This is a genomic window from Methanoculleus marisnigri JR1, assembly GCF_000015825.1.
Classification (GTDB): domain Archaea; phylum Halobacteriota; class Methanomicrobia; order Methanomicrobiales; family Methanoculleaceae; genus Methanoculleus; species Methanoculleus marisnigri.
In genome coordinates this window covers 2411570-2423681 of sequence record NC_009051.1, presented here as the reverse complement: position 1 = coordinate 2423681, position 12112 = coordinate 2411570, and the positions used below count along the sequence as shown (strand labels likewise).

13 protein-coding genes and 1 tRNA gene are annotated in these 12112 nt (G+C 65.0%); 3 read left to right on the top strand and 11 right to left on the bottom strand.

The window, feature by feature from the left end:
• Positions 1-23: 23 nt before the first annotated feature.
• Positions 24-419 (bottom strand): SpoIIAA family protein, encoded by a 396-nt coding sequence (locus MEMAR_RS12055; RefSeq protein ID WP_011845272.1) that lies wholly within the window; start codon positions 417-419, stop codon positions 24-26.
• A 126-nt stretch (positions 420-545) separates the two neighbouring features.
• Here MEMAR_RS12055 and cls point away from each other — a divergent pair, with 126 nt between their 5' ends.
• Complete coding sequence (gene cls / locus MEMAR_RS12050; protein WP_011845271.1) at positions 546-1979, top strand: cardiolipin synthase; 1434 nt, start codon at positions 546-548, stop codon at positions 1977-1979.
• Positions 1980-1985: 6 nt separating this feature from the next.
• On the opposite strand, the gene MEMAR_RS12045 is transcribed toward cls, so the two are convergent.
• The 5 genes from MEMAR_RS12045 to MEMAR_RS12025 form a co-directional block, all read right to left on the bottom strand.
• Entirely contained in the window at positions 1986-2852 is an 867-nt protein-coding gene (locus MEMAR_RS12045; RefSeq protein WP_011845270.1) for a PHP-associated domain-containing protein, read from the bottom strand.
• 89 nt (positions 2853-2941) lie between these two features.
• A complete protein-coding gene (locus tag MEMAR_RS12040) occupies positions 2942-3325 on the bottom strand; it encodes a SpoIIAA family protein (RefSeq protein WP_011845269.1) in 384 nt (127 codons plus the stop codon).
• Between the two features lie 42 nt (positions 3326-3367).
• The gene (locus MEMAR_RS12035; RefSeq protein ID WP_011845268.1) at positions 3368-3982 is read right to left on the bottom strand and encodes a hypothetical protein; all 615 of its coding nucleotides are present in this window, start codon (positions 3980-3982) and stop codon (positions 3368-3370) included.
• Between the two features lie 44 nt (positions 3983-4026).
• Positions 4027-5052, bottom strand: a complete 1026-nt coding sequence (locus tag MEMAR_RS12030; RefSeq protein WP_011845267.1) for an AI-2E family transporter — start codon at positions 5050-5052, stop codon at positions 4027-4029.
• A gap of 48 nt (positions 5053-5100) precedes the next feature.
• Complete coding sequence (locus tag MEMAR_RS12025; protein ID WP_011845266.1) at positions 5101-6750, bottom strand: SulP family inorganic anion transporter; 1650 nt, start codon at positions 6748-6750, stop codon at positions 5101-5103.
• A 333-nt stretch (positions 6751-7083) separates the two neighbouring features.
• Here MEMAR_RS12025 and MEMAR_RS13045 point away from each other — a divergent pair, with 333 nt between their 5' ends.
• Both MEMAR_RS13045 and MEMAR_RS12020 read left to right on the top strand, forming a co-directional pair.
• A complete protein-coding gene (locus MEMAR_RS13045; protein WP_143706417.1) occupies positions 7084-7269 on the top strand; it encodes a DUF5320 domain-containing protein in 186 nt (61 codons plus the stop codon).
• Between the two features lie 69 nt (positions 7270-7338).
• Positions 7339-7716 (top strand): DUF134 domain-containing protein, encoded by a 378-nt coding sequence (locus MEMAR_RS12020; RefSeq protein ID WP_011845265.1) that lies wholly within the window; start codon positions 7339-7341, stop codon positions 7714-7716.
• Between the two features lie 58 nt (positions 7717-7774).
• Here MEMAR_RS12020 and MEMAR_RS12015 read toward each other — a convergent pair whose 3' ends face one another.
• From MEMAR_RS12015 to nifS, 5 genes are all read right to left on the bottom strand, one after another.
• Positions 7775-8338, bottom strand: a complete 564-nt coding sequence (locus MEMAR_RS12015; RefSeq protein WP_011845264.1) for a Holliday junction resolvase-like protein — start codon at positions 8336-8338, stop codon at positions 7775-7777.
• A 144-nt stretch (positions 8339-8482) separates the two neighbouring features.
• Positions 8483-8557, bottom strand: a tRNA-Ile gene (locus MEMAR_RS12010).
• Positions 8558-8800: 243 nt separating this feature from the next.
• Positions 8801-9088: an ATP cone domain-containing protein gene (locus tag MEMAR_RS12005; protein WP_011845263.1), complete on the bottom strand. Its 288-nt coding sequence runs from the start codon at positions 9086-9088 to the stop codon at positions 8801-8803.
• A gap of 511 nt (positions 9089-9599) precedes the next feature.
• Positions 9600-10934, bottom strand: a complete 1335-nt coding sequence (locus MEMAR_RS12000; protein ID WP_011845262.1) for a phosphomannomutase/phosphoglucomutase — start codon at positions 10932-10934, stop codon at positions 9600-9602.
• On the bottom strand, positions 10935-12107 hold the full coding sequence (gene nifS, locus MEMAR_RS11995; protein ID WP_011845261.1) for a cysteine desulfurase NifS: 1173 nt from the start codon (positions 12105-12107) through the stop codon (positions 10935-10937).
• Between the last annotated feature and the right edge of the window lie 5 nt (positions 12108-12112).

Sequence of the window (12112 nt, the reverse complement as noted above, 5' to 3'; positions counted from 1 at the left end):
GGAGCCCGCGGTATATAGGCGTTTCACGCCGCCCGCGGCGCCGTGACTACGAGCCCTTCGCGAAGCCAGCCCCAGGCGTCCCGGAGGCGGGTCTCCGGGAAGTAGCGCACGTCGACCCCGTCAAACCCGACAAAGAGCCCCGGCAGGTGGTTCATCCATTCCCGCCACCGCTCTCCGCCGACGACGGCGATCCGGTCGACCTGCTCCATCCCGGGCCACTGTTTGAAGGCATCCCAGCCCTCCCCCGGCCTCCAGCTCCGGAATCCCTCGATCTTCAAGAGGATCCGGACGTTCTGATGTTCCTCTATTGCTCGTTCCAGTTCCGGGATCAGAACGGTGGCGTAATCGCTCTCGCTCAACTTTCCGTCGAACCGGAACCCGAGAACACTTCCCGAACTTTCCTTCATCCGGTCAAGCATGGGTGCTCCTATAGCCCTCCGAAGAAAAAAAGGTATGGCTGACCGCCGGTGATATCCCGGCGGGTATGTATATACCTCTGCGGGGAGATAGACGGGAACGCCCTGTTCCGGCAGGGGGTCTCTTGAGTGGAACTGTTGCTCTCGATAGGGTTCATCCTGGCGCTCAACGTCGTCTTCGCCGTCACGATAGTCTTCTTCGAGCGGAGGAACCCGACAGCAACGACGGCCTGGCTGGTTGTTCTCTTCCTGCTGCCCCCCGTCGGGTTCGCTCTCTACCTCTTCTTCGGGCAGAACTACACCCGGCAGAGGATGTTCGTCGTCAAGGAGCACGAGGACCGCTGTTTTCTCCAGGGGGTCTTCGAAAGACAGCACCGGGCACTCGCCGGCAACCATCACCGGTTCGCCACCCCGGCGGCGGAGGAGTTCCGCGATGCGATCTTCCTCCTCCTCCGGAACAACCGGGCCTACCTGACCGAGGGGAACCGGGTCGACGTCTACACCCGGGGCGAGGATAAGTTCGACGCGCTCTTTGCCGCGATCCGGGGAGCACGCCATAGCATCCACCTGGAGTATTTCGTCATCAACGACGACGAACTCGGGCGGGCGGTTGTCCGCGCCCTTGCAGAGAAGGCACGGGAGGGCGTCGAGGTCCGCCTCCTCTTCGACGCGATGGGTTCCCGGGCCGGTGGCGGGTCGCGGAAGGCGTTCTTTGAACTGGAGGACGTGGGCGGGAAGATCGGTGTCTTCTTTCCCTCGGTTTATCGGATCAACTACCGCAATCACCGAAAGATCGCCGTCATCGACGGGACCGTGGGGTTCATCGGCGGGTTCAACATCGGGGACGACTATCTCGGGAAGGGGCCGCTCGGCTGCTGGCGCGATACCGCCGTCCGGATCACGGGAGAAGCCGTCCGGATGCTCCAGCTCCGGTTCTTCCTCGACTGGAACTACGTGACCGGCGAGTACCCGGGCATCGAGACCTGCTACTTCCCCCAGGAGAGCACTCCCGGCGCGACGCCCGTCCAGATCGTCTCCGGCGGCCCGGATACCCGGTGGAACCCGATAAAGGAGGGGTATCTCAAACTGATCAACTCCGCCCGGGAATCGATCTGCATCCAGACACCCTACTTCATACCGGACGAGAGCGTCGCCGATGCCCTGCGCCTCGCGGCGCTCTCCGGGGTCGACGTCCGGATCATGATCCCCTGCAAGCCCGATCACCCGTTCGTCTACTGGGCGACCCTCTCGTTCATCGGTGACCTGCTGGATGCCGGGGTGCGGGCCTACACCTACGACGGGGGGTTCCTCCACGCGAAGACGATCGTCGTCGACGGGAAGGCGGGCTCGGTCGGGAGCGCGAACTGGGACGTCCGGAGTTTCCGGCTGAATTTCGAGGCGAACGCGTTCTTCTACGACGCTGCCGTCGGGGCCGATCTTGTGCGGGCGTTCGAGGAGGATCTCGCCGTCTGCACCGAGATCACGCCGGAAAACTACCTGGCGCGCTCCCTCGCCGTCCGGGTGAAGGAGTCGGTCTCCCGCCTCTTCTCGCCGCTCGGGTGATCTCTCTCACCGGTTCAGCCGGCCCTCGACGAACTTCCTGATCCGGGGGAGGCCCTGCTCCCAGCGGGCCTGGAGGATGGGGACGGTGTAGGGGAGGTGGTGCGGGAGGACCGCGGTTCCCATCACCGCCTTCTCGTAGAGCGGTCGCTCGTGCCCGATGATGACGGTCTTTTTTGCCCGGATGGCGTCCAGGAGCTCTTCGACGGTATCGGCCTCGGCGCAGGTGACGACCCCCCCGAGTTCGAAGAGGAGGTGGCCGTCGGTTCCGCCGGTCCGCCCGAGACCGTGGGCGGCGGCGAGCCCGGCCGCCTTCAGGTTGTGGCTCCGGGCCATCCCGCCGCAGATCACCTCGAGGGCGTCGAGGCGCGAGAAGACTTCTTCGCCGATGCACTCACCGGCGACGCACCGCTCGACCCCCCGGTTCAGGAAGGCGTAGCCGCAGGGGTGCGCCTCGGCGGCGATGCAGGTGTAGCCCTCCCGGCGGTCGAGGATCTCGGAAGTATCGAGGTGTATCGCGGTGAACGGGCCGTTCCTCCGATTTCTCTCGACATGGCGCCGGTAGAAGTCCCGCAGATCGGACGCCGAGTAAAAGTAGAGCAGGATGTGCGGGCCGTCGTTGGCGCTGACCTCGATCCCGGGGACGAGGGGAACCCGGATCCCCTGCCGCTCTGCCTCGGAGACGCCGCCGACCTGGTTATGGTCGGTGATCGCAAGCCCGATCCCCCGCCGTGCCGCGAGTTTCAGCGCGTCCCGCACGCGGGTGGGGGAGTCGGAGTGCCGGGTATGAAAGTGAAGGTCCGCCGGGAGCAGCCCGAGATGCCGGATCTCTTCAGGCAGAGGTTTCTGGAATATGATGTCTTTATAATACCGCATGGGGGTTCTGTCTGATCACCGGTAGGTGTCCCGGGATGAAAAAAGGTTGCCTCTTCTCCGGGAACGGGCCACAACGGCGCCTATCTCACCTACAGTTCGGCGGGTATCGGCTCCCGAAGCCAGCCGATGGCGGTGTCCAGGTGGCCTTCGGTGAAATAGCGGACGTCGATACCCGTAAAGCCCGTGAAGAGTCCCGGCAGGTGGTTCATCCACTCTTCCCACTTCTCCCCGCCGACGATCGCGATCCGGTCGACCTTCTCCATCCCCGGCCAGTCCTTGAGCTTCTCCCAGTAGCCGTGCGGCTTCCAGCCGTGGAAGCTCACGATATGAAAGAGTATCCGGAGAACCGGGTGGCTTCTCTTTGCGTCCTCGAGCGCCGGAATCAGCGTCACGTCGTAATCTCCTGCCGTCATCTCGCCGTCGAACCGGAACCCGACGACGTTTTCCGCACCTGTTGCCATCCCTTCGAGCATGCCGCCCCCTCTCCGGGGCGGATGAGAAAAAGGTTCCGGTCGTCATTCGGCCGGGGACTCTTCCGGGATCACCAGCCTGCCGGTGATCTCCTCCTTTGAGAACCGTGGGAGGTAACGGTTCCCGGCGAGCGCGACGACGACCGCGCCGATGAGGACGAAGATCATATCGAGCATGGTGTCGTCGAGCCCGTACTGGAGGTTTGTCCCGAGGAAGGTGTCGAAGAGCCATTCGTAGATCTCCCAGAACCCTTCCATCGCCATCGCGGCGATGACGACGAACCCGACGATCATCAACCGGGAGAGGTTCAACCTGCTGAACCGGTCGAGCAGCAGGACGATGACGAAAGCGAGCACCGAGACGGTTATCCCGGAGATGAGGTGGGCGATCTTGTCGTAGTAGGGGTAGTAGAGCATGTAGAACCCCCGGATCTCGCCGGCGATGTGGAGGTAGAGCGAGAGAACGATGAGGAGGTTGACCTGCCAGGGGAGCGTGATGTTCCACCTGTGGGTGACGACGGCGGGAACCAGGGTCAGGCAGAACGCGACGACGCCGCCGAAGACCTGCGAGTATTCGCCGAGCGAGAGCGCGAGGAGGACGTTCGCGGCGATGAGGAACTGGAAGAGGTAGGCGAGGTAGAGCCCGGCTGGTCTCTTCATGGATCACGGGTTGGTCGTCGTCTCGTAAACATCTTGTGCCGCCGCTACCCCTCCCAGTCTCCGTTGCCCATCATCTCCCCGATCCACCGGGTCTCTTCCCAACTCTCGAGGAAGAGTTTCACCGCGATCGTCAGCGGTATGGCGAGAAAGATACCGACCGCACCGAGGATGAATCCCCAGAAGATGACGGAGAAGAGGACGACGAACGGCGAGAGGTTGAGTTCCCGCCCGGCTATCCGGGGGAGGAAGAGGTTTTCTGCAGCGGCGTCGATGAGGGCGACGGCAGCGATGACGGCAACCGCCCCGGCCGGCCCGAACTCGATGAGCGCGAGGAGGGTGGGGGGGATCGCGGCCACGACCAGGCCTATGTAGGGGACGTAACTCAGGACGAAGGCGATGAACCCCCAGAGCACCGCGAAGTCGACCCCGAGGAGGGTGAGAAAGAGTCCGGTACCGACGCCGGTGATCAGGTTCACCTTCGTCCTGACCACCACGTAGTCGATCAGGATCTTGCCCGATTGGGATAGGTGCCGGTAGGGGGCGCTCTCCGGTCCCAGGTGGCGCGCGAGAACGGCCGCAAGACGGGGTGCCTCCAGGAGAAGGAACCCGATTCCGACGAAGACGAGGAAGGCATCGACGGCGATGTTCCCGATCTGCCGGGCAAGTTCGGTCGCCTGCTGGAGGATGAACCCCTGGTCGATGTAGTCCCATATCGTGAACCTGCCGATATCTATGCCGTAATCGGCGAGGACGGCCGCATGGGCTTCGAGGCTCGCCTGGTACTGCGGAAGAGTTCGGATAAACCCGGTAAAGGCCGCACCGAGGAAGATGATCATTCCGGCGAAGATCCCGATCAGCCCCGCGACCACCGTTGCGGCGGCGAGGAGCGGGGGAACTCTCCGCCGGGTCAACCATTTCATGGCGGGAGCAGTGATCATGGCGAAGAAGGCGGCGACGAGGAGCGGGCCGAGGATCGGTGTGGCCACCCGTATCCCCGCGAGCACGATGACGACCGCCGCCCCGACGATCGCGATGCGGGCAGGGGGAGGGAGGTTCCCGGCGATGTTCACAGGAACGGTATGGGCGCTCCACAGAGAAAGAGTTTTCCGGCGGGGTTATCACGTTCCGGCCTTCGCCGCCCGGATAGCGGCCCGGAGCGACTCGCCGATGACCGGTGTCGCGGGGAAGATGTTCCCGGGGCCGATGGCCTCGACGACGCCCCCTTCTTCAAGTCCTGCAAGGAGCCGGGGATTGACTTCGGCGAGGATGAGCCGGTTCCCACCGGCCGTGACCTTCCGGGCGTAGCGTGTCAGCATCCGAAAGAGCCCGGTTCCTGCCTCGACCCTTCGGGGGAGGGCAAGGATGACGACGGCGCTCTCTGCCCCTCCCGGGGACGGGAGCGACCGCTCGATGGCACGGAGGGTGGCGAAGTAGACGCTCCCGGAGACCGAGAGGACGGTGATGCTGTCGTCCAAAAGTCGTTCGGGCGCCGGTTCTTCCCGGAACATCCCCCCCTCGACCGGGGCGAGGCGGACCACGGTCGCCTCCCGGGTGGAGGTGACCAGGTAAATGGCAAGCGAGAGGAGGACGCCGATGTAGATGCTGTACTGGAGCGGGAGGACCTGGGTGGAGATGAACGTGGCGAGCATCGCCCAGCGCCCGGGGCGGGAATATCTCCAGATGCAGGCGATTACGTGGGGCTGGTTCATGAGCTCGGCCCCGATGAGGATCAGGATCCCGGCGAGAGCCGGGAGCGGGATCTGTTCCGCGAGCGGGCCCGCGACAACGATGACCGCCCCGACGAGGATGCCCGAGATGAGGTTTGCCGCCCGCGTCTCTGCCCCGGCGGCGACGTTGAGCGCCGTCGCCGAGAGGGAGCCGGCCGACGGGGCGCACTGGAGGAAACTCGTGAGGATGTTCGTGATCCCCTGCCCGGAGAAGTCCCGGTTCACGTCGGCGATGCTGCCGTCCGGCTCGGGGGTCGTCTCGGTGACCCCGACGGCCATCACGAGCCCGATGATGGCGAGGGCGAGCGCCGGGATGAGGAGGCCGGGCGCGAGGGCGAGGTCGGGGACAACGGGGGCCGGGAGGCCGGCGGGGATGGCGGCGATGTCGCCGACGAGCGCGACCCCCGGGAATGCGGTCCGGACGAGGAGGGCCGCGATGATGACCGGGAGGAGGAGCGAGAAGGAAGTGAGGCGCGGCACCCGCTGAAGGGCGAGGGCGAGACTGATGGTGAGGAGGCCGACGAAGAGCGCCTGCGGCTGGATCTCGCCTGCGTGGAGGAGCAACTCGGGGATGGCGAGGACCTGGATCGCCTCCCGCGGGAGCCGGTAGCCGGTGAGGTTCCCGAGCTGGCCGAGGACGATGAGGAGCGCCGCGCCGGTGACGAACCCGGTGAGGACGGCGGTGGAGATGAACCGGGTCAGGCTGCCTGCCCGGAGGAGCCCGAACCCGAGCTGGAAGGCCCCGACGAGGATAGTCAGCACGAAGAGGGTGGCCGGGACGTCGGCCTCGGGGACGGGGGCGAGGACGGAGTAGATCGAGACCGCGAGGACGTTCGAGAGCATCACCTTGAGGTAGGAGGAACCGGTGAGGAGCGCCCCGATCGCGGTCGAGAATGCGGCGGTATAGAGGCCGTAGACGGGGTTGACCCCGGCGACGAGGGCGAACCCCATCCCCTGCGGGATGCCGACGAGGGCGGTGGTAGCCCCGGCGGCGAGGTCGGCCGGGAGGCTCCTCCTCCAGTTTGTCTCACCGGCGGGCATGCCCGGTTGTGGGTGCGGGGTGCGGGATATAGGTTGCCCCGGGATACTGTGGTCCAGGTGGTTACGACGTCGCCGTGGAAGGGCGAGGGTTTTAGCTAGATCACGAGGCTCGAGGGGCGTAGTAGATCGGTGTGGAACGGCGGCCGGGCTGTATATGCGGCGTTCAGGGCGGGTAGGCACACTGGTCTAGGCGGTTAAGGCGTCGCCCTGATCAGGCGGCGTCACAATCAGCTAGACCACGACTCGACCGCCACATCCCGGAACACCGGATCTGCCGCATTGAATATTTTAATATATTTTTACACATATGAGTAATAATCGAGGTGATACACCATGCCAGGATTTGATGGAACCGGCCCGGCCGGCCGTGGCCCGATGACGGGTGGCCGTCGGGGCCGGTGCGTCCTGCCCGGGACGTCTGTGGCGGAAGGCGAATCTTCCACGCCGGTGCTTCGCGGTATCGGCCGGGGCGGCATCCCGTGGGGGTGCGGCCGCGGTTTTCGTCGCGGCGGCCGGTGATAGCGGCCGGTGCCGGAGCGAAGGCACTATCTGTACCGGAGACCGATCTCTACTCAGGAGATCGGTAGCATGAACGAGAGAGAACCCGGCGAGGGGCGTGGCCGCCGCCAGCGGGGCCGGCCCCGGGTTCGCCGGATGATCGGGGACCAGGGGGCGTTCCGGTGTTTCGGCCCGCTCTGCGGGGGACCCGACGAGTTTGTCGTCGTCCTCCCCGAGGAGGTGGAGGCCCTGCGGCTCGTCGACCTCCAGGGACTCGAGCAGGAGGAGGCCGCCGCCGCCCTCGGCGTCTCCCGAAAGACCCTCTGGCGCGACCTCCACGAGGCGCGGACGAAGGTCGCCGACGCCCTGGTGCACGGGAAGACGATCCGGATCGTCGGGTGCGATCGCCGGCGGGAGGAGGGGTGCCCGGATGACGAGGACGCCTCCTTCGATCCGGCGCCGGGATGAGGGCATACGCCCTGTACCTTTTTTGGGACGGTTCAAAACCCGATCCGGCAGTGGATGACTAGTTCATTCCCATATCGCGCAGTTGATTGGCGCTTTCATCAAACGACTGGTGGATGGTGAAATACTGCACCCGCCCGGCTTTGATGCACTCCCTGACGGCACGTTCCCGTTTACTCAGGTTGGCGGCTTTACCCGTTTTGATCTCGACGAACACTACGTTCTGCACCTCGTCGGCGTCGGACAACCCGTCAAAGATGATGAGATCGACTGGAGTCCCCAAAAACCGTGCATCCTTTGGATTGTAGGGGAAGTCCGGGAAATACGGGATGAGGCACTCCGTGACCCTCCCCCGGGTCACCGACTGGCTGCGCTTGATGGCATCGGTGCGGATGTTCCCCTCTTCGTCCTGTCTCCACGTCTCAAACAGGATCTTTGCTTTTTCGTCCGAAAGGCGTTTGAGCTCCTGTTCTTTCCAGTTCTCGATATCTTCTCGTTCTCTCTGGCGCCAGGATTCGAATATCTCGCGTGCTTTTCGCTCGACCTGACCCTGGATCCTGGAGTATTTGTAAAATAGAACCAAAACAGCAAGAAACAGCAAAAGGATGACGGCCCATTCGATCATAGTCCCAGGAAACTCTCACGTCCCGGTAAATAGGCCTTTCTAACGGGTTTTCCTGCGATGCATTGGATAAGCCCTCATTCGTGGAACTGCTTCGCAGAACCGGCCCTTCACGTAAGCGTTTTCTCACGGAGTACCTGTAAAACATGGGCCCGGAGGGATTCGAACCCACGACCGCCCGGTTATGAGCCGGGCGCTCTGACCGGACTAAGCTACGGGCCCGAGAATTGTGGTGCAGCCGACCTGAATTCGGAAACGGCGCATTCAGTTCAGATCTCCGGGGTATTCCCGGAATCTCACTGCATATAAATATTGTTCTTTGATCATAAAAACATTGTGCGCGTTCTGCAGGGCGTCAGCATACCCGACAGGCGTAACGTCCAGAAATCCGCCGTCCAAACACGTGGACGGACATCCGGCACCTGGAGTATGCGGGACTGCCTGCAGAATGCTCCGGGAAACTCCTTACTGCATCTTCTGGTGCTGCTCTTTCCACCGCATCCAGTTGTTGTAGGCGTCCATATCCTTCTGCTTGAGGATATCCTGGACACTGTTGTCGATCTCGGTGGTCGTCATCCCGCTGTGCGTGCTCCCCTGGATCTGCTGGGTGATCTCGTCCGCCAGTTGCTGGTTTGCTCCGGCGTTCTGCACCGACCTCCTGATCTTGTCAGGGTTGAACTGCTCTTCCTGGTTGTTGGTCTTCCGGACCATGGTCTGCTGCCAGGGCCGGGACTCCATCTGCTGTCCTGCCATTTTCATCACCACATCAATTACCCGTTCTCTCTTCCCGCTCGAGGCCCGGGTGCCCGTTGCACCCCGGATAATGGTTTCCGGGAGCTCCGCCCGGCCCCGTTTCGGTTGCAAGCTGCAGCCTGCCGGGCAACAGTGGGATATCGGGTACTTATAAGTTGCGGCCACCGGCCATCGTCTTCTTCCCGTCGAAGCAATGGATTAACGGCGCCTTCTTGGGCGGTGAAGAATCGAACGGCTCTTTTTCGTGGGGCATGCCGGCGGCGCTGCGATCCCGATCCGCGACCGCCCGGGAACAAACGTCCGATCCACAGAATCCGGGAATGACAGCGCTGGTGAACCACCCCGCCCTGAAGGGGGGCTTCCTGCTTTACATTTCTTCGGCCACACGCGAAGCCGCGAAGAACGCGAAGCGCGACGGCCCGGGCTCAAGAAACCCGGGGGGGTTCGCGCCTTCGCGCCTTCGCGTGAGTAGGCAGTTCGCGCCGCCCCTCGTTCCGTGCCGGGCCGGTCCTTACGCACCTTCGGCCTCCCGGATGGCCGCGAGCACCTCCCGCTCCTTCTCGTCGAGGAGGCTCCTCGTGTCCGCCTCGATGTTCAGCCGCACCACCGGCTCGGTGTGGGAGCGGCGGATGTTGAACCACCAGTCGGGATAGGTCGCCGTCAGCCCGTCGAGCCGGTCAAGCTCCGCGTCCCGGTAGCGCGCCGCAAGCACCGCGAGCACCGCCGCGGGGTCGCGCACCGCGAGGTTGATCTCCCCCGTCGAGGGGTAGCGGTCGAGAGGCCTGATGAGCTCGGAGAGCGTCCGACCGCTCGCGGCGAGGATGTTTGCAGCCATGACCAGCGTGAGAAGCCCGTTGTCGGAAAACCCCATGTCCCGGTAGTAGTAGTGCCCGGAGAGTTCCCCGGCAAAGAGGGCGTCCTCCTCGCGCATCGCGGCCTTGATGAAGGCGTGGCCAACCCTCGAGCGGACGCCCCGGCCCCCGGCCCGCTCGATCGCCTCGCGGACCGCCCGGCTCGACCGGAGATCGTAGAGGATCGTCGCCCCCGGGTTCTCTTCAAGCAGGAACTCCGCGATAAGCCCGGTCACCAGGTCTTCCCGGACGCGCTCGCCCCGCTCGTCGATGAGCCCGCACCGGTCGCCGTCGCCGTCGAACGCCACCCCCATATCCGCGCCCTCGGCCACGACCCGTTCCTGCAGTTCCCGGGTGGTCTCCGGGTCGAGCGGGTTTGCGTGGTGGTGGGGGAACCGGCCGTCGGGCTCGAGGTACATCGGCACAAGCCGCCACGCAGGGATCCGGTCGAAGAGCCGGGGGACCTCCGGGCCGGCCATCCCGTTCCCCGCGTCCACGACGACCGTGAGCGGCTTCGGCGCCCGGACGAACCCGGCCATCGTCCCGATGTAGGCGTCCAGCATCCCGGTCCCGCGGCACGACCCCCCGGCGCGGGCGACCTCCTCCTCCCCGGTTCGTGTTTCGAGGAGCGGCAAGTCGCGGTCGCCGGAGAGGGGGACGGCGTTCTCGCGGGCGAGCTTGAACCCGTTCATCTCTCCGGGCAGGTGGGAGGCCGTCACCATCGCCCCGCCGTCGAACCCCCCGGCAGCGATCGCGTAGTTGAGGAGCGGCGTGCTCGCCATCCCGATATCCGCAACCTCCGCCCCGGCTTCGACCGCACCCCGGATGAACGCCCGCGAAAGCGGCTCCGAGGATGGGCGCATGTCCCGCCCGACGACGATCCGCTCCGCCGCAAGAAGGGCTACAAATGCGTTCCCGATCTTCTTCGCCGTCGCCTCATCGAGCTCGTCCGGGTAGCGCCCCCGGATGTCGTAGGCCCGAAAGATCCCGGTCATTCACGCCTCCCCCCGGAGCGGCGAGATAGCCCGCAGCCGCTCGATGATCCCGGGGAGCACCTCAAGAACGTAGTCGACGTCTTCTTCGGTGTTCGCGTACCCGAGGGTGAGCCGGAGCGAGCCGTGGGCGTGCTCCGGCGCCAGACCGCACGAGGTCAGGACGTGGGAGGGCTCGAGCGACGCCGAGGTGCAGGCGCTTCCCGTCGAGGCGGCAACCCCGAGGGCGTCGAGCATGAGGAGGATCGACTCCCCCTCGACGTAGCGGAACGCGACGTTCACGTTGTTTGCCAGCCGCTCGGTCGGGTGGCCGTTCAACCGGGTGTCCGGGATCGCGTCCAGGATCCCCCGGATCAGCCTATCCCGCATCGCGGCGAGCCTGGGGGCGTTCCGGGGCATCCCGGCGACCGCGAGTTCGATCGCCCGCCCGAGCCCCACGATTCCGGGAACGTTCTCGGTTCCGGCCCGCTTCCCCCGCTCCTGCGCCCCGCCGTCCATGAACGTCCCGATGTGGGTTCTCTTTCTGATGTAGAGTGCTCCCGTCCCCTTCGGGCCGCCGAACTTGTGGGCGGAGAGGGCGAGGAGGTCGGCTCCCATCTCGTCCACGTCCACCGGGAAGGCCCCGATCGCCTGGACGGCGTCGGTATGGAACGGGATTTTGTGGTCGTGCGCGACTTCCGCGATCGCTCTGATTGGCTGAATCGTCCCGATCTCGTTGTTCGCGGCCATCACCGAGACGAGGATCGTCGCATCCGTGATCGCCTCCTCGACGGATCCCGGCTCCACTCGCCCGAACTCGTCGACCGGGAGGTAGGTGACCCGGTAGCCCTGTTTTTCGAGGCTCCGGCAGGTATGGAGGACGGCGTGGTGCTCGATCGCGGAGGTGACGATATGGTCGCCCTTCTTCCGGCTCGCCGCCGCCGCCCCCTTGATCGCCCAGTTGTCGGCCTCCGTCCCGCCCGACGTGAAGAAGACCTCCTCCGGGTTTGCCCCGATCGCGGCCGCCACGCGTCCCCGTGCCTCCTCGACCGCCTCCTCCGCCTCGCGGGCGAGGGAGTAGAGCGAGGAGGGGTTCCCGAACCGCTCCGAAAAGTAGGGGAGCATCGCCCGGGCGACCTCCGGCCGCACCGGCGTCGTCGCCGCATGGTCCATGTAGACCGACCGTTTCCGCTCCATCCCGG

Bases quoted from the DNA above. Each gene is read 5' to 3' on its own strand.
- MEMAR_RS12015 (WP_011845264.1), bottom strand. From the start codon at position 8,338: ATGATCGAATGGGCCGTCATCCTTTTGCTGTTTCTTGCTGTTTTGGTT.
- MEMAR_RS12025 (WP_011845266.1), bottom strand. From the start codon at position 6,750: ATGCCCGCCGGTGAGACAAACTGGAGGAGGAGCCTCCCGGCCGACCTC.
- MEMAR_RS12000 (WP_011845262.1), bottom strand. From the start codon at position 10,934: ATGACCGGGATCTTTCGGGCCTACGACATCCGGGGGCGCTACCCGGAC.
- MEMAR_RS12005 (WP_011845263.1), bottom strand. From the start codon at position 9,088: ATGGCAGGACAGCAGATGGAGTCCCGGCCCTGGCAGCAGACCATGGTC.
- nifS (WP_011845261.1), bottom strand. From the start codon at position 12,107: ATGGAGCGGAAACGGTCGGTCTACATGGACCATGCGGCGACGACGCCG.
- MEMAR_RS12045 (WP_011845270.1), bottom strand. From the start codon at position 2,852: ATGCGGTATTATAAAGACATCATATTCCAGAAACCTCTGCCTGAAGAG.
- MEMAR_RS12035 (WP_011845268.1), bottom strand. From the start codon at position 3,982: ATGAAGAGACCAGCCGGGCTCTACCTCGCCTACCTCTTCCAGTTCCTC.
- MEMAR_RS13045 (WP_143706417.1), top strand. From the start codon at position 7,084: ATGCCAGGATTTGATGGAACCGGCCCGGCCGGCCGTGGCCCGATGACG.
- MEMAR_RS12040 (WP_011845269.1), bottom strand. From the start codon at position 3,325: ATGCTCGAAGGGATGGCAACAGGTGCGGAAAACGTCGTCGGGTTCCGG.
- MEMAR_RS12020 (WP_011845265.1), top strand. From the start codon at position 7,339: ATGAACGAGAGAGAACCCGGCGAGGGGCGTGGCCGCCGCCAGCGGGGC.
- MEMAR_RS12055 (WP_011845272.1), bottom strand. From the start codon at position 419: ATGCTTGACCGGATGAAGGAAAGTTCGGGAAGTGTTCTCGGGTTCCGG.